General features: G+C 42.9%; 19 protein-coding genes, 12 tRNA genes and 1 rRNA gene. 2 read left to right on the top strand and 30 right to left on the bottom strand.

What is annotated here, in order from left to right; all coding sequences use genetic code 11:
* The 15 genes from ABD010_RS15220 to ABD010_RS15150 form a co-directional block, all read right to left on the bottom strand.
* Window positions 1–77 (bottom strand): 16S ribosomal RNA (locus ABD010_RS15220); the annotation flags it as partial.
* Window positions 78–324: 247 nt separating this feature from the next.
* A tRNA-Ile gene (locus tag ABD010_RS15215) sits at window positions 325–398 on the bottom strand.
* An 11-nt stretch (window positions 399–409) separates the two neighbouring features.
* Window positions 410–483 (bottom strand) — tRNA-Gly (locus tag ABD010_RS15210).
* Between the two features lie 46 nt (window positions 484–529).
* A tRNA-Pro gene (locus ABD010_RS15205) sits at window positions 530–606 on the bottom strand.
* A 4-nt stretch (window positions 607–610) separates the two neighbouring features.
* A tRNA-Arg gene (locus tag ABD010_RS15200) sits at window positions 611–687 on the bottom strand.
* Between the two features lie 60 nt (window positions 688–747).
* Window positions 748–830: transfer RNA gene (locus ABD010_RS15195), tRNA-Leu, on the bottom strand.
* Window positions 831–908: 78 nt separating this feature from the next.
* Window positions 909–992: transfer RNA gene (locus tag ABD010_RS15190), tRNA-Leu, on the bottom strand.
* 7 nt (window positions 993–999) lie between these two features.
* Window positions 1,000–1,075: transfer RNA gene (locus ABD010_RS15185), tRNA-Lys, on the bottom strand.
* A gap of 150 nt (window positions 1,076–1,225) precedes the next feature.
* Window positions 1,226–1,297, bottom strand: a tRNA-Gln gene (locus tag ABD010_RS15180).
* A 4-nt stretch (window positions 1,298–1,301) separates the two neighbouring features.
* Window positions 1,302–1,378, bottom strand: a tRNA-Asp gene (locus tag ABD010_RS15175).
* A gap of 22 nt (window positions 1,379–1,400) precedes the next feature.
* A tRNA-Glu gene (locus ABD010_RS15170) sits at window positions 1,401–1,472 on the bottom strand.
* 9 nt (window positions 1,473–1,481) lie between these two features.
* Window positions 1,482–1,572, bottom strand: a tRNA-Ser gene (locus ABD010_RS15165).
* A gap of 3 nt (window positions 1,573–1,575) precedes the next feature.
* A tRNA-Asn gene (locus ABD010_RS15160) sits at window positions 1,576–1,650 on the bottom strand.
* Between the two features lie 354 nt (window positions 1,651–2,004).
* Window positions 2,005–3,627: an APC family permease gene (locus ABD010_RS15155; protein WP_343814922.1), complete on the bottom strand. Its 1,623-nt coding sequence runs from the start codon at window positions 3,625–3,627 to the stop codon at window positions 2,005–2,007.
* A 126-nt stretch (window positions 3,628–3,753) separates the two neighbouring features.
* On the bottom strand, window positions 3,754–4,209 hold the full coding sequence (locus ABD010_RS15150) for a SprT family protein (RefSeq protein WP_343814921.1): 456 nt from the start codon (window positions 4,207–4,209) through the stop codon (window positions 3,754–3,756).
* A 198-nt stretch (window positions 4,210–4,407) separates the two neighbouring features.
* On the opposite strand from ABD010_RS15150, the gene ABD010_RS15145 reads away from it, so the two are divergent.
* Window positions 4,408–5,856 (top strand): catalase, encoded by a 1,449-nt coding sequence (locus ABD010_RS15145; RefSeq protein WP_343814926.1) that lies wholly within the window; start codon window positions 4,408–4,410, stop codon window positions 5,854–5,856.
* A 74-nt stretch (window positions 5,857–5,930) separates the two neighbouring features.
* Here the strand turns inward: ABD010_RS15145 and ABD010_RS15140 are convergent, their stop codons facing one another.
* From ABD010_RS15140 to acpS, 15 genes are all read right to left on the bottom strand, one after another.
* A complete protein-coding gene (locus ABD010_RS15140) occupies window positions 5,931–8,087 on the bottom strand; it encodes a Tex family protein (RefSeq protein ID WP_343814919.1) in 2,157 nt (718 codons plus the stop codon).
* Window positions 8,088–8,167: 80 nt separating this feature from the next.
* A complete protein-coding gene (locus tag ABD010_RS15135; RefSeq protein WP_343814917.1) occupies window positions 8,168–8,767 on the bottom strand; it encodes a SpoIIE family protein phosphatase in 600 nt (199 codons plus the stop codon).
* Window positions 8,764–9,555, bottom strand: coding sequence for an RNA polymerase sigma factor SigB (sigB, locus tag ABD010_RS15130; protein ID WP_343814916.1), 792 nt, complete (start codon window positions 9,553–9,555; stop codon window positions 8,764–8,766). The genes ABD010_RS15135 and sigB overlap by 4 nt, the downstream gene beginning before the upstream one ends.
* Complete coding sequence (gene rsbW / locus ABD010_RS15125; RefSeq protein WP_343814914.1) at window positions 9,527–10,003, bottom strand: anti-sigma B factor RsbW; 477 nt, start codon at window positions 10,001–10,003, stop codon at window positions 9,527–9,529. The genes sigB and rsbW overlap by 29 nt, the downstream gene beginning before the upstream one ends.
* Window positions 10,003–10,335 carry an STAS domain-containing protein gene (locus ABD010_RS15120; RefSeq protein ID WP_343814912.1) on the bottom strand — a complete coding sequence of 111 codons (333 nt, stop codon included), beginning with the start codon at window positions 10,333–10,335 and terminating at the stop codon, window positions 10,003–10,005. Before ABD010_RS15120 ends, rsbW begins: the two co-directional genes overlap by 1 nt.
* A gap of 75 nt (window positions 10,336–10,410) precedes the next feature.
* Window positions 10,411–11,421: a PP2C family protein-serine/threonine phosphatase gene (locus tag ABD010_RS15115; RefSeq protein ID WP_343814910.1), complete on the bottom strand. Its 1,011-nt coding sequence runs from the start codon at window positions 11,419–11,421 to the stop codon at window positions 10,411–10,413.
* A 131-nt stretch (window positions 11,422–11,552) separates the two neighbouring features.
* A complete protein-coding gene (locus ABD010_RS15110) occupies window positions 11,553–11,954 on the bottom strand; it encodes an anti-sigma regulatory factor (RefSeq protein WP_343814924.1) in 402 nt (133 codons plus the stop codon).
* Window positions 11,955–11,956: 2 nt separating this feature from the next.
* Window positions 11,957–12,313, bottom strand: coding sequence for an STAS domain-containing protein (locus tag ABD010_RS15105; protein ID WP_174616498.1), 357 nt, complete (start codon window positions 12,311–12,313; stop codon window positions 11,957–11,959).
* Between the two features lie 5 nt (window positions 12,314–12,318).
* Window positions 12,319–13,188: an RsbT co-antagonist protein RsbRA gene (locus ABD010_RS15100; protein WP_343814907.1), complete on the bottom strand. Its 870-nt coding sequence runs from the start codon at window positions 13,186–13,188 to the stop codon at window positions 12,319–12,321.
* A gap of 207 nt (window positions 13,189–13,395) precedes the next feature.
* Window positions 13,396–13,755 carry a type II toxin-antitoxin system PemK/MazF family toxin gene (locus ABD010_RS15095; RefSeq protein ID WP_343814905.1) on the bottom strand — a complete coding sequence of 120 codons (360 nt, stop codon included), beginning with the start codon at window positions 13,753–13,755 and terminating at the stop codon, window positions 13,396–13,398.
* A gap of 4 nt (window positions 13,756–13,759) precedes the next feature.
* The gene (locus ABD010_RS15090) at window positions 13,760–14,047 is read right to left on the bottom strand and encodes a CopG family ribbon-helix-helix protein (protein WP_174615750.1); all 288 of its coding nucleotides are present in this window, start codon (window positions 14,045–14,047) and stop codon (window positions 13,760–13,762) included.
* Window positions 14,048–14,260: 213 nt separating this feature from the next.
* Window positions 14,261–15,385 carry an alanine racemase gene (alr, locus tag ABD010_RS15085; RefSeq protein WP_343814898.1) on the bottom strand — a complete coding sequence of 375 codons (1,125 nt, stop codon included), beginning with the start codon at window positions 15,383–15,385 and terminating at the stop codon, window positions 14,261–14,263.
* Window positions 15,386–15,491: 106 nt separating this feature from the next.
* Window positions 15,492–16,508, bottom strand: a complete 1,017-nt coding sequence (locus tag ABD010_RS15080) for a LolA family protein (protein WP_343814895.1) — start codon at window positions 16,506–16,508, stop codon at window positions 15,492–15,494.
* 72 nt (window positions 16,509–16,580) lie between these two features.
* The gene (locus tag ABD010_RS15075; protein ID WP_343814892.1) at window positions 16,581–18,104 is read right to left on the bottom strand and encodes an NAD(P)H-hydrate dehydratase; all 1,524 of its coding nucleotides are present in this window, start codon (window positions 18,102–18,104) and stop codon (window positions 16,581–16,583) included.
* A 118-nt stretch (window positions 18,105–18,222) separates the two neighbouring features.
* Window positions 18,223–18,594, bottom strand: coding sequence for a holo-ACP synthase (gene acpS / locus ABD010_RS15070; protein ID WP_343814889.1), 372 nt, complete (start codon window positions 18,592–18,594; stop codon window positions 18,223–18,225).
* Window positions 18,595–18,735: 141 nt separating this feature from the next.
* On the opposite strand from acpS, the gene ABD010_RS15065 reads away from it, so the two are divergent.
* Window positions 18,736–19,494 (top strand): rhomboid family intramembrane serine protease, encoded by a 759-nt coding sequence (locus tag ABD010_RS15065; protein ID WP_343814887.1) that lies wholly within the window; start codon window positions 18,736–18,738, stop codon window positions 19,492–19,494.
* Window positions 19,495–19,999: the final 505 nt, after the last annotated feature.

Here is a 19,999-nt window from a genome sequence, read left to right as displayed (position 1 = left end):
TGCTTCCCGCGCTCGACTTGCATGTATTAGGCACGCCGCCAGCGTTCGTCCTGAGCCAAGATCAAACTCTCCAAAGAAAACTCACTTTTGGTTCTTTCAAAAGTGTAGTTGCACTTGTGCAAATAAGAACCGCTTCTAATTTGCCAAAGAAAGTTGTATATGATTGACACCAATCAACCATATTTCTATTCTTAGCTTTGTAAATTGAATCCAGGGGAAAGCATTTGCTTTCGTCCTGTTTCGCTAATCCAGCTTCAGCGCTTAGTGCGCTTACGCTGTTTAATTGACATACTGGTTGTTTTGTTCAGTTTTCAAGGAGCAAAATGGGCCTGAGTGGACTTGAACCACCGACCTCACGCTTATCAGGCGTGCGCTCTAACCAGCTGAGCTACAGGCCCATAAGAAATAATGGAGCGGGTGATGGGAATCGAACCCACATCATCAGCTTGGAAGGCTGAGGTTTTACCACTAAACTACACCCGCGTTCAAATGTAAATCATACGATAACTTGATAGTCTCATGAGATCGATGGTCGGGAAGACAGGATTCGAACCTGCGACCCCATGGTCCCAAACCATGTGCTCTACCAAGCTGAGCTACTTCCCGTAAATGGCGCGCCCGAGAGGAGTCGAACCCCTAACCTTCTGATCCGTAGTCAGACGCTCTATCCAATTGAGCTACGGGCGCTTCAAAGCGACATTTCTAAATATATCACATGTGCATTTTGATTGCAAGAATTATTTTAAATGCGGCCGAGAGGACTTGAACCTCCACGGGGTCACCCCCACTAGGCCCTCAACCTAGCGCGTCTGCCATTCCGCCACGACCGCGTGTGTTATAAAGCAATTCACTTTTCATCAATCAAACTGCAAAAATAAAATGCCATGCAACCACAGCAGTTTATTGAATGCGGGTGAAGGGAGTCGAACCCCCACGTCTGTTAAGACACTAGATCCTGGGTCTAGCGCGTCTGCCAATTCCGCCACACCCGCAATAAAATGGTGAGCCATGGAGGATTCGAACCTCCGACCCTCTGATTAAAAGTCAGATGCTCTGCCAGCTGAGCTAATGGCTCAAAACAAATCTATTCATATTGTATAAATACTAATAGAAGATAGTTCACAGTCATTTTTAGAAAACTTGGTTGTCACCGAACCTTTAGGTGACGACCCTAGTTGCAATCATGCAGTAAGAAAGTTTTTACTTTCTTATCTGTCAAAAAAGGCTGGGCCACCAGGATTCGAACCTGGGATACACGGGATCAAAACCCGATGCCTTACCGCTTGGCTATGGCCCAATAGTGGCGGTCCGGACGGGACTCGAACCCGCGACCTCCTGCGTGACAGGCAGGCATTCTAACCAGCTGAACTACCGGACCCAACCAATTCATTTAAAAATGATGACCCGTACGGGATTCGAACCCGTGTTACCGCCGTGAAAGGGCGGTGTCTTAACCACTTGACCAACGGGCCATTAAAAAATGGCGGAGAAGGAGGGATTTGAACCCTCGCGCCGCTTACACGGCCTACACCCTTAGCAGGGGCGCCTCTTCAGCCACTTGAGTACTTCTCCGTATGGCTCCACAGGCAGGAATCGAACCTGCGACTAATCGGTTAACAGCCGATCGCTCTACCGCTGAGCTACTGTGGAATAATAAAAGTGTTATTTAGAAAACTTGGTTGTCACCAAGTATTTAGGTGACGACCTTAGTTACACTTATGCAGTAAGAAAGTTTTATACCTTCTTATCTGCCAAGATAAGCAAAATTAATTTGCCAATCAATTATTGCGACGAGAAATATCGTACAATATATCACAAATAATGTCAATAAGTTTACGAAAAAAATTAAACGGACTGCGAGAAGTCACGAAATCTGCCCGTAACCATCCGCAACCTATTATATTTAAACATGGTATAGGATCTCCGTCAATATTTTAATACAAAATAAATTTTTATTCCTTTAAAAAAAGGGAAATACCCATCAGGTTTCCCCTTTTTAATAGACTATTCATTCTCCCGATGCTGTTTCTGGTAATCTGTTTCTTCGATATCACTTGTTTCAATCCGCGGCTCCTGAAGGGCTGATCGAACACCCCAATAATAGAATACAAGGGCACCCAATGAAGTAACAACCGTGTCCCACGGAGCTGCAATTAAATGATCCTTCATTGGTCCGTAACTTCCAATATAGGACATTACCATTAAATATAAATAGTATAAAATCAACCACCAGCTGGCTTGAAAGTGACTTCTGACAAGATCCTTCGTAAATGATTTATTTTGTACAGCAAAAATCACATATAAAACGAGTGAAATAACAATAATCGGAATCAAGAATGAAATTACCTTCCACTGACTCCAGTATACGACCAGCGTTGCCGAAATAAAGGCAAGTGGTGTCAGAAATGTCGCTGCTTTCAAAGAAAATGGCCGATGCATATCAGGTTTTTTGTAACGCAATGCCATCAGTGAAACGGGACCAACCACAAAAGTCAATGCTTTTGCAGACGTACTTGCATCCACTAAATCTTCCCACGCCTGGAATCTGGAAGGCATCATCCATACAATCGCCAGGACCATTGTCAGCCATAGCGCTGCCCTTGGAAGGCCTGTTTTCGGGTCAACCTTTTGAAAGACCTTAAAGAAATATCCATTTTTCGCCCAGGCAAACAGTGACCGCGCTGTTGCAGAGAAGTAAATGTTTCCGGTTGCAGAAGGAGAAATGACCGCATCAATCAACACCAGATTCGCCAACCATACAATACCAAGTGCGGCAGCTAAGTCTGCCCACGGAGAATCGAAGTGCAATTGATTCCAGCCGCCTTTTTCTGCCAACATTTCCGGTGGGACGGCGCCAATATATGCAATCTGCAGCAGCATGTAAATGATTAATCCAATCACTACTGAGATAAGAATCGACACCGGAATGCCTCGTTCCGGGTTTTTTGCTTCACCAGCAAATTCAATTGGTTGCCTGAAACCGTTGAATGCAAAAACGATACCTGCTCCGGTTACTGCCGCAAAAATCCCTTTCGCTCCCCCAGGATCAGCTCCCTGCATGACTTCAAAATTCGAGATGTCCATATTTAAAAACAAAACTGTGATAATCAGTAACGGCACAACAAATTTAAACACTGTCAATACTGTATTTGCTTTTCCGAAGAAATTAACACTCCAATAGTTCAACAGAAAGAAGATAATGATAAGACTTATCTGTACGGTAAACCCCATAATCGTCGGCGTTCCATCCGCCTGACCAAGACCATCAAACCAATATTCCAAATAACCTCTTACTGCCTGTGCTTCAATACTGATCACCGCTGAATATGCCAACATCGAAATAAATCCGATTAAAAAACCAACTACCGATCCATGCGTAAAATCGGGATAGCGAACAAATCCGCCTGCAACAGGCATCGCTGCACCAAGTTCGGAATATACCATTCCTATTAACATGATGATTGCCGCACCGATAATCCATGAAATCCATGAATACGGGCCAGCAAATCCCGCAGCAGTTGCTGCCGCATACAGCCATCCGGATCCGATGATTGATCCTACCCCAAGAAAGGTTAAATCCAGTGTACTCAATCTACGTTTGAACTTGCCATGGTTGTTTTGAGCCATAATCTACCTCTTTTTTATTTAAATAGTCCGTCAATTTTGAGCAAACGAAATTAACGGACTTCATGGTAGCAATTAATTTTTATGAATGTCAACTATTTTTTGTTAACGATTACAAAACACCCTCGCCTATTCCTTGAGCAACAGTTTCCCATGACACCTTCCGCACCGGTATTTTTTAACATCAATACGTCTTACTCTTTTATAAATATATGAACAGTTTGTACACTGATAAGTATATTTTTTACTGTACCTGTACGAAGGAAGCGGCTGGCAGTGTCTTGGAGAACCGGTCTTTTTCAGCAGACTTTTGAACTCGGGATCACCATGTTTATACCCTTTTCCTTCTATATGAAGATGATAGTGACACAATTCATGTTTAATAATACCTTCTACTTCCGTTTCACCCATTTCAGTAGCATACTTCGGATTAATCTCAATCAATCGCTTGGAAGGAATATACCTGCCGCCTGTTGTACGCAGCCGGTAATTATATATCACTTTATCATGATAGGGTTTCTTAAAAAATGCTATCGATATATCATGGACAAGCCGGTGCAATTCCTGTTCTTCCAGCAGCTTCATATCACTCATCCTCTGTATTTTCTCGATTTTCATTTTACCATATTGACCCGGATAACAAAATCTCTCTTATTTATAGTTATTTTAATTAAAGATTCATTTTTATTAATTGATTTTTAGTAGATTTGTATTATAATAGAATATGTACAAATCGATACTATAAGGAGAGGTGTTCAGGTAGTGAGTAACGAAAAGAAAAGAATGACTACTGCTTCAGGTGCTCCTGTCGGTGATAATCAGAATATGATTACTGCAGGCGAAAGAGGCCCAGCTTTAATCCAAGACGTTCACTTTTTGGAAAAAATGGCTCATTTTGACAGAGAACGTGTGCCGGAACGTGTTGTGCACGCAAAAGGTGCAGGCGCACATGGCGTTTTCGAGGTCACAAATGACGAAATTTCAAAATATACAAAGGCTGACTTTTTAAACGAAAAAGGGAAACAAACGCCAATGTTCATCCGATTCTCAACTGTTGCCGGAGAATTGGGATCTGCGGATACGGTTCGTGACCCACGCGGATTTGCCATTAAGTTCTATACGCAGGAAGGCAACTATGACATGGTCGGTAATAATACACCTATTTTCTTTGTCCGCGATGCTATTAAATTCCCGGATTTCATTCATACGCAAAAACGAAATCCAAAAACCAATTTGAAAGATAAAAATGCGGTCTGGGATTTTTGGTCACAATCACCTGAATCCTTGCATCAGGTTACTTATCTGCATGGGGACCGCGGTATTCCGGCAACTTTCCGTCACATGAACGGTTATGGAAGCCACACCTACAAATGGGTTAATAAAGATGGTGAACCGGTATGGATTAAATATCACTTTATCGCTGATCAGGGTGTGAAAGGTCTGGATCCGGATCTTGCTGACAAGCTTGCCGGTGAAAATCCTGATTATCATACAGAAGATCTATATAACGCAATTGACAAGGGCGATTATCCATCATGGACGCTTTATGTGCAAATTATGCCTTATGAGGACTCAAAAGACTATAAGTGGGATCCATTCGATGTAACGAAGACTTGGTCTCATAAAGATTACCCACTTATTGAAGTTGGTAAAATGACACTTAACCGGAATCCGGAAAACTATTTTGCAGAAGTAGAGCAGGCTGCACTGTCACCAGCCAATTTTGTACCGGGAATTGAAGCTTCTCCAGACAAAATGCTGCAAGGCCGTCTGTTCAGTTATTCGGATACACAGCGCTATCGTATCGGTGTTAACCACCAGCAGCTGCCGATTAACCGTCCGATTAACGATGCCAACACATCGAACTATCAATTCGATGGCCAAATGCGCTATGATAATGGCAGTCGCAGTGTTAGCTACGAGCCGAACCGCTACGAAACAGAACCAAAAGAAGATCCGGACTCAAAAATCAATCCATTTGAAGTGTACGGACAAGCTGACAGTGTTGCCTATTCACAAAAAGATCATTATACACAGCCAGGTGACCTGTACCGCTTAATGAGTACGGATGAAAAAGACCGTCTCGTCCAAAACATCGTAGATCATATGTCACAAGTTGATTATGATGACATTAAGCTGCGTCAGATCGAGCACTTCTACAAAGCTGATCCGGAATTAGGCGAGCGTATTGCTGCCGGATTGGAATTAAAAGTACCGGAAAATGTTAAATAATTTCAATTCAAGTAAAAAGCTGATGATCTTAAGTGATCATCAGCTTTTTTAACATTAATATGGATATCGGATTTCTATTTCCCAACCATCGATAAGGCAATCCGTCCTTTATCTGCATCTACCTGTTCAACCCATACCGTTACAACGTCACCGACCGCTGCAATGTCCATAGGATGTTTCACAAATTTTTTGGCCATCTTGGAAATATGAACAAGCCCATCCTGTTTAACGCCGATATCAACAAACACACCAAAGTCGACTACATTTCGGACCGTTCCCTGCATTTCCATGCCAGACTGCAAATCCTCCATCGATAATACATTCTGCTTTAATAGCGGTTTTGGCAAATCATCACGGGGGTCACGCTCCGGACGGCTTAATGCGCTCATAATATCGGCCAATGTCGGTTCACCGATTTCGAGCTGCTCAGCCATTTCCTGCTTATCAAGCTGATTCAGTTTCTTACTCAAATGCTCTGAACCGATATCATGCATCCCGCAATCTATAGACTGAAGCAGTTTTTTCACTGCTGCATAACTTTCCGGGTGAATTGGAGTCCGGTCGAGTGGATTTTCCCCATCCGGGATCCGTAAAAAACCAATTCCTTGTTCATATGTTTTGGCACCAAGTCTCGGTATTTTCTTCAATTGTTTGCGGTCGGTAAACTTCCCATCCTCATTTCGCTTGTTTACAATATTATTTGCGACTGCTTTGCTTAAACCGGAAACATACTGCAACAACGATGTTGATGCTGTGTTCACGTTGACACCAACTTGGTTGACAGCTGTTTCGACTACAAATGTCAATGACTCATTAAGTGCTTTTTGACTGACATCATGCTGGTATTGACCAACACCTATTGATTTCGGATCAATTTTCACTAGTTCCGCCAACGGATCCTGAACTCTTCTGGCGATGGATGCTGCACTTCTCTCTTCCACCTGTAAATCAGGAAATTCCTCACGAGCCAGCTTCGAGGCTGAATAGACGCTTGCACCCGCTTCATTGGCAATGATGTACGGGATATCCAGTGTATGCTTATTGATAACATCCGCAATAAACTGTTCTGTTTCCCTTGAAGCCGTACCATTTCCGATGGCAATCAGCTCTACACCATGTTTTTTAATGTACTCCATCACAATCTTTTCTGCACCGGCTGTATCATGTTTTGGTGCAGTCGGATACATCACTCCAACTTGATATACTTTCCCTGTCTCATCCACTACAGCAAGCTTACAGCCGGTTCTGTATGCCGGATCGACTCCCAGCACTGTTTTGCCCTTAAGCGGTGGCTGCAGCAGAAGATTTTTCAGGTTTTTTGAGAAAACATCGATGGCCTGTTCTTCTGCTTTCTCGGATAGATAATTGCGGATTTCCCGCTCCACCGATGGCTGAATAAGCCGCTTGTAGCCATCCTCAATTGCCAGCCTGATAATATCTGCTGTTTCCTGATTCGTTGGATTGGTGATTGTCTGTTTCTGCAAAAATTCAATAACACGTTCCGCCGGCGGGTCAATCGATACCTTGAGCACGTCTTCTTTTTCCCCGCGATTTAAGGCCAGAACACGGTGGGAGACCATGGAACGGACTGCTTCACTGTAATCATAATACATTTCATAGACACCTTTTTCATCTTTCGCAGCATCTTTCACTTCTGATTGCATCATTCCACGCTTAAATGTTTCATTACGTATGTATTTACGAAATTCAGGATCATCGGATATCCACTCAGCAATAATGTCATTAACACCGGCGAGCACGTCATGAACGGAATGCAGTTCATGTTCTTCTGATAAATATCCTTCAGCCTCTGAACTGATATTCTGCAGCTCCTGTTCCCACACAAGTACTGCCAATGGTTCCAGGCTCTTTTCCTTTGCCTTAACAGCTTTAGTGCGCCGTTTTTGTTTATACGGCCGGTACAAGTCTTCCACACGCTGAAGCTGCGTTGCCTGGTTTATCTCTTGTTCAAGTTCTTCCGTAAGCTTGTCCTGCTCATCAATCAGACGAATAACTTCTTCTTTTCGAGTGGCAAGATTAACGGCATACTGATATTTATCCTCAATGGATTTAATTTGGACCTCGTCAAGCCCACCCGTCATCTCTTTCCTGTACCGTGCAATGAATGGGACAGTATTCCCTTCTTTCATTAACGCGATAACTTTTTGTACAATACCGGTATTAACTTCTGTTTCTTTTGCAACCCATTGTTCTATTTCAATTGCCACCATATGTTCCTCCTTCATGTACGAAACTAATTTTACCAAAGATAGCGTAAAATGAAAAAAGCCAACCAGATTCGGCTGACTTATCACGCGTCATATCGTATCGCAATTAACGTTGTATCATCATACCTAGATCCGCCAACAGTATATTCATAGTCCATAACAATTTGCTGTGCATCTTTGTTCAGGAACATCCCCTTCGACAAGTCAGCATCAGAGACACCATCCGAAAACATGATAAAGTTCATTTCAGAATCCAGCTTATCGCTTACCACTTTGAATGGCCGGTGATAGCCTGCCAAATAACCTGCATTTGGTATATTACGTTTCTTTTTGCCATTTTTTAAGATAGTTAGCACACCAATGTTTCCAATTGAGGAAAAAGAATACCGTTGTGACAGGAAATCCAGTTTCAGAATACCGATAACCACGCCTCTTTTTCCTGATAATTGTTCATTGCACCGTTTAATTAATTGTTCAATTGTCGTATGAATATTACTTCGAATAATTTCCGTTACAATCCGCGATGATTCCATGGCAAATTCACCGCTGCCGAGTCCATCTGCTAGGACACATAAAAATTCATGCTCTGTTTCGGTGTAAAAATAGCTGTCACCACAGTAGTACTGTCCTTTCTTGGCCTTCTGGTAAACAGCTACATCCACTTTTCTTCGTTGATCAGTCAATCAAGAACCTCCGAGCTTTCCGATTGAATAGCTTCCCGCAGTTTTCTTAATGAACGGCGCTGCAGTCTTGAAACATGCATCTGGGAAATCCCAAGCAACTCCCCTGTTTCTTTCTGGCTCATCTGATCAAAATAAGTGCAGCGCAGAATTTGCTGTTCACGTTCAGATAGCACCGGTAAAATTTTCTCCAGCAGCATTTGCTGATCAATCGTATCATAACCATCTTCACTGTTTCCTACAAGATCAAGGATAGCAACCGTACTACCATCGGAGTCAGCTTCAATTTTCCGGTCGACGGAAAGTGCCTTATAACTTTTGCCCATTTCCATCGTTTCCAGTACTTCTTCTTCTGCCACTCCAAGATGGTCAGCAATTTCACGGATTGAAGGGGAATCCTGATTGGAGGTGGTCAATTCTTCGACAGCTTTTTTGATTTTCGGACCAAGTTCTTTAATTCTTCGCGGTACATGAACACTCCAGGTTTTATCCCTGATAAACCGTTTGATTTCACCTATAATTGTTGGAATTGCGAATGATTCAAATGACTTGCCATAGGACGCATCATACCTTCGCACTGCAGCCAGCAGTCCAATCATGCCCACCTGAACAAGGTCTTCATGAATCGTGCTGTTCTTTGAATACTTTCTGGCGATGGATTCGACTAAATCATTATATGCCAGGACAACCTTCTCCTGCATCGCTTCATCTGTCGGGTCCTGCTGGAGATGTTCGATCCATTGGTAGACCTCATCTCTCCCTTTATTGTGTTGTTGAGATTTGGTCGTCATCAAGGCCCACCTCGGTTTCATAAAGGTACTTCGTCATTAACACGATAACACCATAATTGTTGTTAATTTCCACTTTATCCATTAACGCATTAATTAAGAAGAGCCCAAACCCACCTTCACGCAAATTTTCCACCGGTTCGGACCGGGTGTATGGTCCAATCCCACCTTTAATTTCCTGCAGGTTAAAGCTTCCACCATGGTCTGCAACCATAACCTCCAGTCGATTTTCGTACACACCAAACCCGACAGTTATCTCGCCATCATCTCCCTCACGGTACGCATGATCGACAGCATTCGTAATTGCTTCCGAAATCGCAACTTTCAAATCTTCTATATCCTCATAGTTAAATCCCATACGGCTGGCAATTCCGGAAATGCTTAAACGGACAACACCGACATACTCTGCTTTTGCAGGTATTCTCATTTCGATAAAATCAAATTTTTCCATTACTCATTCCCACCTCTGATTGCGGTATCGATGTCAATAATTTCATCCAGACCGGTAATTTTAAACAGACGCGATACACGGGACTGCAGATTTACCAGTTTCAGGTGACTGCCTGTCTCTTTTGTTGATTTTAATGCACTGATAAAAACCCCAAGCCCGGTACTATCCATATAGTTAACGTCTTCCATGTCCACTTCAACGGTATGTCCGGATTCTTCCGTTAACGGCAATATCGTACTTTTCAGCCTTGGAGCCGTATAGGCATCAATTTCCCCTGTCAATTGAATAACGGATTTCATATCCTGTTTCACCACATCTATTGTAAGTTCCATTTCCATCCTCCTAGAACACAAGTAATAAGGGTATTCATTATAGCAATACCTTCTTTTTCCCTGTAATCGGCTGATTTAAACTTCCTGTCGCAAAATAATCAATGTGAAATCATCCCGCAGTTGAAAACCTTGCAGACGCTCAAAGTATTTGTATACGCCATTGACTATTTCCTGTGCTGGCAGATGTGAAAAATATCTAATGGTCTCCAGAATTTCTTCGCTTTCAATAAAACGATCGCCCTGCCTGCACTCGGTCACACCGTCCGTCAGCAAAACAACCATGTCTCCTTTTTCAATGCTGCATTCATATTGTTTGTAACTGGCATCGGGTGATACACCAAGCACAAGCCCTTTTGCCTCAATTTCTTCAAACGTGTCATGTGCGGCATTGTAATAAAACCCGGGCTCATGGCCTGCAGAAGAATATCGGAGTTTGTTTTCTGCTGGAAGATATTGTGCGTAAAACATGGTAATAAACATACTTGGATCCACGTTGCGTTCCACAACCCGGTTCAGATTTTTCAAAATCGACTTCGGACTCATTGTTTCTTCCGTAAAGCTGTCCATCGAATATTTGATCATGGACATGCATAATGCAGCAGGTATCCCTTTTCCAATCACATCTGCAAGGGCTATTCCAAGAGAACCATCCTTACCTTTAACAAAGTGATGGTAATCACCGTTCATTTGATGTGCCGGAACACTTATGACACCAATATCGAGGTTATTAATCGTCGGTGTTGTTGTAGCGAGCAGCGTATCCTGCATACCGGCAGCCACTGATATTTCGGACTTCAACTCCAGCTGCTGCTCTCTTAACGCCTGATAATCCTGTAATGCCAGACCGTATGATATCATTGTTTCCAGCAAAAAATTCATGGAATGCCAGATATGTTCAGGTATGTCAGGGTATAGTTCAACTAAAGCCTGATTATGCAGGTTAACAATTTCTTCAGGTGGAATACCATTTTTTATAAATGTTTTACTGATTTGTTCGGCCCCATAAAGAGATTGTTCATCCAAGCTCTGGATGTAATGTTTAAGGAATTGTTTATAGTGTGCTGCATCCGTATTCAGCATATCCATGTACACGTAGCCCCCATTACAAATTTAATGGGGAGAACTCTCCGTCTCCCCCTGGTATATCCGGGTCTATGAACCTGTCTGTTTATCCCGGTGCAACCGTTCGTAACCCCTCCACTGATTAAAGTTACGTGTTATCTGACCCACTTGATTGCCCTAATTTCGGTACCTTTTCCATCGGCAGATTTGATATCGAACTCATCCATCAGCCGTTTCACACCCGGCAGACCAGCACCCAGACCTCCCGATGTTGAATATCCGTCCTCCATAACCTGACTGATATCGCGGATTCCCGGACCATCATCTGTACAAATTATACTTATTCCTTTTTGTTCCAGATTTTCAATAACATCAAAGCTAACTTTTCCGCTTCCGGCATATAAGTATATATTTCGAGCTAATTCAGAGATTGCCGTTGCGATTCGCGCCTGGTCAACGGTTCCAAATCCAGTCTTTTTGGCGATTTCCCTGCCAAGCTGCCGGGCAGCAACAATATCCCACTCTTTATTTATATTGACACAGGATTGGAGATCCATCATCATTCCCCCAATTCCTGATGCAGTTTTATCAATCCCTGCTCCAAATCTAACGCAGTCGGTACATTATTCAGATGGATTCCCAAATCAATTAATGTCATCGCAACTGCTGGCTGGATTCCGGTTAAAACCACTTTCGCCCCCATTAGATCTGACATAGTAACGACATCACCCAAAACTTTTGCAATAAATGAATCAATCACTTCGACGGATGTTAAGTCAATTACTACTCCTGATGAACCGCTTTTATGAATTTTGTCCAATAAATCTTCCTGAAACTGTATTGCCGTGTTATCGTCAATCTCTGTCTGAATGGAAATTAATAAATAGTTGTGCAATTTTAGAATTGGTATTCGCATCACGATCACCCTTCACCTAGAGAATCAATCATTTCTTCTATTTCGCCGTACTTTTTATCGAGATCAACAACTTTTCTGTCGGTGATTTCCAATGCTTTCCGGAAACCCTTTTTCAGCGAACTTTTCGTCGGGAATTTGCCGAGGTCAATACCCAGATTAACAATCGTCTGGGCAATTTCAGGACGAATCCCGACAAGAATGCACGTTGATCCAATCAAACGCACTGCCTCTGCGGCCTGAATAATATGATGGGCCACCATCGTATCGACAACTGGAACCCCTGTGATGTCAATTAGGACAACCTCAGAATTGTGCTTAATAGCGCCTTCCAAAAGGTTTTCCATAATTAATTTGGCCCGTTCCGTATCGATCGTTCCAATCAATGGCATAATCGTAATCCGTTCCATCACTGGTATTAACGGCGCTGACAATTCCTGAAGTGCCACGCGTTGCAGTGATACAATGTGCTCCCAGCTTCCTGTATACTCATTAACCAGCTGGCGGATAATCGGCTCCGTCCAGTTATCAACACTCTGCAGCACGTTCGATATGTACGTTGAATCAACCTGATCAGACTGGCTGAGAATGTAATCAATTGTTACACGACGAAATACTTGCAGTCCATCTGTTATGTAACTCAGCGGCCAGCCAAGGTTAATCAGTTTTTCCGAGAAATCTTCCACAGTTTTTGAGTTTCCCTGGTTCTTGATACTGGCAAATATCACATTGACGAACTCTCTGTTTGTACTTTCAAACAATTCTTCCGATATACTGGATGTGTAATTATAATCCTTCATGGAACCAATCTCATCCAACCATAAGTGAACAATGGAATCACTATTCTCCATAGCAATCTTTTTAAATTTCTCGTCCATGGTTTCCCTCCTGAAATATATTGAAAACGGTTATTATAAAATTCGATATACTGTAATACTATCATTTCTTGTCGAGTTTAGCATGGTATATAGTGCTTCCTTTAATAATGAATCATTTTTACCATTATATCACATGATCGGGTCCCTTGATTTTCACATTTTATGCCACTAAAAAATACCCCATTTGCTTTTTCAGCGGGGTATTTCCTAATGGTCATACATATCTTTAAGACCTAAACTTATTTCCAATGCTTTATCAATTTTCTCCATCATCGCTTTGTCGAGTTTTGTAATTTTATCGGTTAACCGTTGTTTATCCAATGTCCGGATTTGTTCCAGCAATATAACAGAGTTACGGTCAAAGCCATACCGTTTCGCATCAATTTCCACATGTGTCGGCAGTTTGGCTTTTTGAATCTGTGCAGTAATTGCCGCAACAATGACAGTCGGGCTAAAGCGGTTACCTATATCATTCTGCAGGATCAACACTGGGCGAATGCCCCCCTGTTCGGACCCTACGACAGGTGATAAATCGGCGAAATATACTTCGCCACGTTGAACGATCAAAAGCTTACACCCCGATCACGGAGCGCTCTAGGGTGTTTTTTTCGGCCTCCTCTTCGGCTTGAAATGCCTCCGAAGCGATTGTTAGATTAATTCTGGCCATTTCTTCATAACCTTGCTGCATAGATTCACGAAATTGTTGAATGTGCTCATCTTTTTTATATTCCAGGTAATTTCTTGTCGCTTGACATATGAAGTCGCTTAAATCACTTTGTTCATACTTCATTAATCCATCCACCTCGTTTATCAGGTTTTTTGGTAGTCGTACTAAAATCTCCTGTATGCTCTCTGACAAAACCATACACCTCCGCGAACTGTTGAACCGAACTCCATTTAATTCTTTTTTTATAATATCATTCTCTGACAAGGTTTGCAAAGGCTTATAGAGAAATTCTTTGAAATACAGAAAATTTATAAGAACGTGCACATCAGCATATATTAAAAAGAAGAAGCCCTGTTACCTATGTTTATTTGATTTTGGAAAGATTATGCATTGACCGAACAGGTTTTATTCGCCCGTGTAGATTCTGGGAACACGGCTGCTGATCATACATGGTATTTCATAGCTGATGGTATTCAAATAATCCGCAACCTCGTCAACTTCAATCATATCATTCTGCTGTCTTCCTATCAGTGTGACCTCAGTGCCGACAGGATATTCCTTATCAAGTCTAATCATGGTCTGATCCATACAAATCCGTCCAACTATCGGCATGCGCTTACCATCAATCAGCACTTCAATATCCTGCAGCTTACGAATCCACCCGTCTGCATAACCAATCATAATAGTCCCAATCCATTCATAATCCGAGGTGGTGTACGTTGCCCCGTAACTCACCGACTCACCAGGTGCAAGCTGTTTTACATGAATCAGTCTGCTGTGAAGGGAGAAGGACTGCTTCAAATCAATGTTCCGTTCCCCTTTCACCGTGGAAGAAGGATACATCCCGTACATCGAAATGCCAAACCGGATATAATGATGCATTTTCTCGGGAAAGCGGATAGATGCGGCACTATTGCCGGTATGAATGGCCACCGGGTCAGTCCACATGCGCTCGAATGCTGTCATCAATCGATCAAAGCGCTCATTTTGCATATGAAAATAATCTGTACCCGGTTCATCGGCAGTAGCAAAGTGTGTATAAATTCCGGTTAATTGAACGTTTGATTGATCCTTTAGTTCATCAATAAGCTCTTTCAGTTCCTTCTCAGTACGGAGTCCAATCCGTCCCATTCCGGTATCCCACTTCATATGAAGCTTCAATGTCTGCGGAAGGGAAATTTGGTTTACTTCCTGCAGCCACTCTTTTTGAAAAAATGTCAGCGTAATATCTTTTTCTGCAGCAATTGCCACATCCTTTGGCGCTACCCGTCCAAACACTAAAATTGGTACATCGAATCCGGCTTCCCTTAAGGTGAGCGCCTCTTCAAGGATGGCCACCGCAAGCATTTCCGCTCCACTTTGCAAAGCCCTTTCTGCGACTTCAACTGCACCATGTCCATACCCATCCGCTTTGACTACTGCGATGACACTGCAGTGCTGCGGTATTCGCGCTCTTATTTGGTTTATATTATATTCGATTGCATCCAAATCAACTTCCGCCCATGTATCTCGGTAAATTGTTTGTGTCATGTCAGTATAACTCCCTTCCATCCTCTATCTGGTACCATTTTATCTTAATCTGACATAAATAAAAAGCAGACCCCCTCTCCTTATGAGTCTGCTTGCCGCTCTTCATTTACTTCACTTCTTTACGCTCAACGGATTTTGCCACTTTGATTAATTCGGATTCGGTCAATTCTTCGCTGGCGAGATAAAAATTCACCCCATTATTGGTCCATTCAATTGCATTACCGGATAGTGCTCCAATGGAATGTCCGAGATTTACAATTTGACCGTTAACGTATTGTGGAGAGGCCATCGTCGGAACAGTTTCCAATTTTTCTTCGACCAGGGTAAAGTTTTTATCCCCGGAAAATGTCATAATCACCCGTTTTCCATTTTCCAGTGCAACCTCTTTCTTTTTCGTCAGTTCACTGCCAGCCATATAAAATGGAAATACTACCGATAACGCATCTTTTTTCACATCACCGGAAACTGCAGAATCAGTATTGTCGGCGGACATATTTTTGTCCATTTCAAAGTCGCCTTTCTTGAAACCCGGATTCGTATTAAACTCGGAGAAAGCGACTTCCACCAGTGGATTTTTGTCTTTATCCAATACTTTAACCATTACCGGTGTAAAGGTTTTCTTGTCAAAATAAATTTTCTGGTATGGCAGGTTATTGTTGCTTTGGTAGTTCGTTTTGGTTTGGAAGATGTAGTATTTTTCCCCCACTTTGAATGTGGCATCTTTATCCTTTTTCAAATCATTGACCAATGACTGAAATAAATATGGCTGACTGCCGTTATCCGGCCATTCCTTCTGAAACTTAAAGCTTTTATTAAGCGCCGGCGACAGTACGAAAACACCTTCTTCATTCTTCAAGATGATTTGACTGCCCTTGTCATCCTTAGCATTATTCAATTTGACCCGGTAGAAATCTTTCTTCTTATGCCAAATATCAAGCTTGTATTTCTGTCCTTCCTGACCAGTGTTCATCTTCATCTCAGCTGTTGCCTTATACCCATTCATTTCTTCCAGTTTGGACTCCAGCTTATCAAGTACTTCCTCCTGAGATTTTTCTCCACAGGCAGCCAGTAAAAGAACAAAACCTAAAGCAACCATCATCCTGATAACAATCTGTTTTTTCATGGACATATCTCCCTTGTCTCATTTCACACGCGATTAATGCGTGGTTTAAACTGGACTAGGAGAACAATATTGTCACGTTTCAGCCGAAAATGTACGGTACACTTTTCCGATACCTTCCACAACATCTGTAGCCATCAAATCATAAACCGAATGAGAATTGGACACCAGTAAATCAGCAGCTTTCCCATGCACAAAACAGGCATTGCGCAAAGCATCAAACAGATCCTCGTGCTGCATGGTCATTGCCAAAATAATTCCTGTGAGCACATCGCCGCTTCCACCTTTTGCAAGCCCTTGATTTCCGGTCGTATTTACGGACTGATGTCCATTTGGCGCAGTGACGATGGTAAAACTACCTTTAAGGACGACAAATGCCTGATACATCCGGGCAAATTCGATGGAATATGCAAATGGCTCCCGCAGGATTTCCTGCACAGATACACCTGTCAGCATTGCCATTTCCCCGGGATGGGGTGTGATAACAGCAGGGGCTGTCCGGCCCTTAAATAATTCAAGGTCATGTTGAATATGATATAACCCGTCAGCATCCAAAATGAGTGGACCATCTACTTGCCTTACTGCGTTGATAACGATTGAACGAGTAGACTCGTGACGTCCAAGACCCATGCCGAGTGCGATGGCATCATAATTTTGATACGGAATCGATTGATCGCCACTGATTACCCCATCGAATTCTTTCAGTTTCAGATTGGTAGCCTCAATACACTGGGAGGCGATAACTGGTATTGCCTGTTTTACCGATCCGGCAGTCACAAGTCCTGCGCCCGCCCTCAACGCCGCCCGAACAGTCATTACAATGGAACCCGGCATCTCCTCACTGCCGCCGATGATAAGTCCACGGCCGTGGTCCCCTTTGTGTGAATCCTTTTTCCGGTCCGGCATCTTGTTTTTGAATTGCCGGTCTGTCCAGACAGATCGTGTTAATGATGTCTGAGCTGATTCAGGGAACCCGATATCAACTGTTTCCCACTCCCCGTAAAAAGGTGCCGTATGCTGCAGGAACGTGCTCATTTTGGGATAGCCGACTATTATGGTGTAGTCGGCCTGTACGGAATCAAACGCAGCCGCTCCCTCGTCTGCCGGAAGCCCAGAAGGAATGTCGGCAGAAATCACCCGAACCGGACTGTCATTAATCGTGTCAACAATTGTTTTAATTGGTTCGCGCAGCTCTCCCTTTACCCCGATTCCTAAAATCGCATCAATAACAATGTCGGTTTGGTTCAGCGCTTCGTCAATTTCAACCGGATCCCCAGTTATGGAAATACTTCCGCCACAATTGATAAACAGGTTTTTATAGTAACGTGCATCTCCTGTTATCTTTTCATCCGGAACAACCTGAATCACCGTTATCTGATATCCCCTATTCAGCAATGTCCGGGCAATAACATAACCGTCCCCGCCATTATTGCCTGATCCGGCGAACACTGTGATAACATCGGTATTTTTAATGTTGGATTCAATTCTTTCACTTATGGCACGGCCTGCATTTTCCATCAGCATTTTACCATCCATTCCGATTTCCTCTGTTGTATAGCGGTCAATACCGTACATTTCATTTGCGGTGACAATATACAATTTGTTCCCTCCTACCCGCACTAAAATATATGAGACAACCATTGCAATTATGCAGAATCTACCCGTGGTTATTTTCATGAACGTTGTCAGGTGTATTATGGGCCAAACAAAGCTGGAATTATATCCTTCCTGGCTCTTCTATCACTACTTGCGCAACAGCATAATCCCTGCTGTGGGTGATGGACAGATGTATGACCCATCCGTCGTATCTGCTGACCTGCATTGACGGCGCACCAGCCGCATTCGTGATGACTTCCATATCCTGAAAGCTGAGTTTACCAATTCCCCGGCCGCAAGCTTTGGCAAACGCCTCTTTTGCCGCGAATCTGCCGGCAAGGAACTCTGTTCTTCTGGAAGGGCTGTCCAACTTATCAAAGTAGCGTATTTTTTCCATTTCTGTTAGAATCCGTTCGGCAAAGCGGCTGTTTTTTACAAGTGCCCTTTGAATCCGGTCGATTTCAATTATGTCGATGCCAATTCCTTTTATCAAAAAATCACCCACCCTTCAGTTAGAAAAAGTTAGGATTGTTGCAGTTTCTTATTGTATTTTAGTACGATTATAATGATCATACTATTCATGGTATACTATTAAAATAATATATGAAAATTTATAATACAGGGAGCGCTGGAAATGTTTATCCGCACGGAAAGAAGTATAAAAGAATTCATGCAGTTTTATCCGATTGTTTCAACGCTGGTCATTATTCATCTCGTACTTTGGCTGATCTGCGATTTCCTGCAACTCCCATTTGCTGTCCAGCTGGAGGCATGGGGAAGCGGGAACAATTTCTATATCTATCAAGGGCAATACTGGCGTCTGATTACGCCGATTTTTTTGCATGCGGGACTTATGCATGCTCTGTTCAATTCGTTTGCTCTCGTTTTGTTTGGTCCGGCACTCGAGCAAATGCTAGGAAAATACAAGTTTATTTTGGCCTATTTTGCAGCAGGCATTGTGGGCAACATTGCAACTTTTTTACTCGGTCCGCCAATTTACATTTCCGTTGGCGCTTCCGGTGCCATTTACGGGTTATTCGGAATTTACATCTTCATGGTCGCATTCCGCAAACACCTGATTGACCAGAGCAACTCCCAAATCATTGTGGTGATTTTTGTTATTGGTGCAGTAATGACGTTTATCCAGCCCGGAGTTAATGTTTATGCACATGTTTTTGGATTCTTGGGCGGATTTGCAATAGCACCACCCCTGCTGACGAATGTACGCCCCTTCTCTCCGTGGCGAAACAAACGATATAAAAACAATGACGGCATTCAATTCGATCCAAACCGCTGGAAAAAGCGCAGAATTCCCAAAAACGTTTATAAATACGCATTTTGGACATTTCTCGCCATCCTTATTTTATTTGGGCTAATTGGGAGGATTTTTTAAAAAAGGTAGTTGGAATTACCAATACTATATAGTAAAAAAACACACCATGGCAGCAATGCCGTCATGGTGTGTTTTTAGATTGTATAAGAAATTATAAAATTTTGTAAATGAGGATAATTCACTTGCTCCTAATCAGCCACGTCCGGCTCCAGCGCCCAGCGACTAGCAGTGAACTTGGTGGGACGAGCATTTAGCGCAGTCCCAAACTTCACACTTCCTCACTACGATAAAGAAGACTTGCCGATTGGTGAAACCAGTGGCTTAGTCGCACTTATACCCTTGCGGTGAAAGTCAACATCGGTTCGTACTTTAAGGAAGGCCGACTAAAACCGGCCTTTACGGCCAACGTCGGCACACCCCTATGAAGGGGCGTGTATCCTTTTCGCTTTCGAGCATAAGATTCACTTTGACTTTCGCCATTATTGGCGATAAGTCAAGTTCATCTAATCTCATTGCGGATTAAGGAGGATCGGCTAACACCGCCGCTTTGCGCGGCAACGCCGAC

The organism is Virgibacillus siamensis (assembly GCF_039522605.1).
GTDB classification, from domain to species: Bacteria; Bacillota; Bacilli; order Bacillales; family Amphibacillaceae; genus Lentibacillus; species Lentibacillus siamensis.
The sequence above is the reverse complement of the archived record's forward strand: the minus strand, read 5'-3'. Positions and strand labels throughout refer to the sequence as shown.

Bases quoted from the DNA above. Each gene is read 5' to 3' on its own strand.
- ABD010_RS15155 (WP_343814922.1), bottom strand. From the start codon at position 3,627: ATGGCTCAAAACAACCATGGCAAGTTCAAACGTAGATTGAGTACACTG.
- ABD010_RS15150 (WP_343814921.1), bottom strand. From the start codon at position 4,209: ATGAAGCTGCTGGAAGAACAGGAATTGCACCGGCTTGTCCATGATATA.
- ABD010_RS15145 (WP_343814926.1), top strand. From the start codon at position 4,408: ATGACTACTGCTTCAGGTGCTCCTGTCGGTGATAATCAGAATATGATT.
- ABD010_RS15140 (WP_343814919.1), bottom strand. From the start codon at position 8,087: ATGGTGGCAATTGAAATAGAACAATGGGTTGCAAAAGAAACAGAAGTT.
- sigB (WP_343814916.1), bottom strand. From the start codon at position 9,555: ATGACGACCAAATCTCAACAACACAATAAAGGGAGAGATGAGGTCTAC.
- rsbW (WP_343814914.1), bottom strand. From the start codon at position 10,003: ATGGAAAAATTTGATTTTATCGAAATGAGAATACCTGCAAAAGCAGAG.
- ABD010_RS15120 (WP_343814912.1), bottom strand. From the start codon at position 10,335: ATGGAACTTACAATAGATGTGGTGAAACAGGATATGAAATCCGTTATT.
- ABD010_RS15115 (WP_343814910.1), bottom strand. From the start codon at position 11,421: ATGGATATGCTGAATACGGATGCAGCACACTATAAACAATTCCTTAAA.
- ABD010_RS15110 (WP_343814924.1), bottom strand. From the start codon at position 11,954: ATGGATCTCCAATCCTGTGTCAATATAAATAAAGAGTGGGATATTGTT.
- ABD010_RS15105 (WP_174616498.1), bottom strand. From the start codon at position 12,313: ATGCGAATACCAATTCTAAAATTGCACAACTATTTATTAATTTCCATT.
- ABD010_RS15100 (WP_343814907.1), bottom strand. From the start codon at position 13,188: ATGGACGAGAAATTTAAAAAGATTGCTATGGAGAATAGTGATTCCATT.
- alr (WP_343814898.1), bottom strand. From the start codon at position 15,385: ATGACACAAACAATTTACCGAGATACATGGGCGGAAGTTGATTTGGAT.
- ABD010_RS15080 (WP_343814895.1), bottom strand. From the start codon at position 16,508: ATGAAAAAACAGATTGTTATCAGGATGATGGTTGCTTTAGGTTTTGTT.
- ABD010_RS15065 (WP_343814887.1), top strand. From the start codon at position 18,736: ATGTTTATCCGCACGGAAAGAAGTATAAAAGAATTCATGCAGTTTTAT.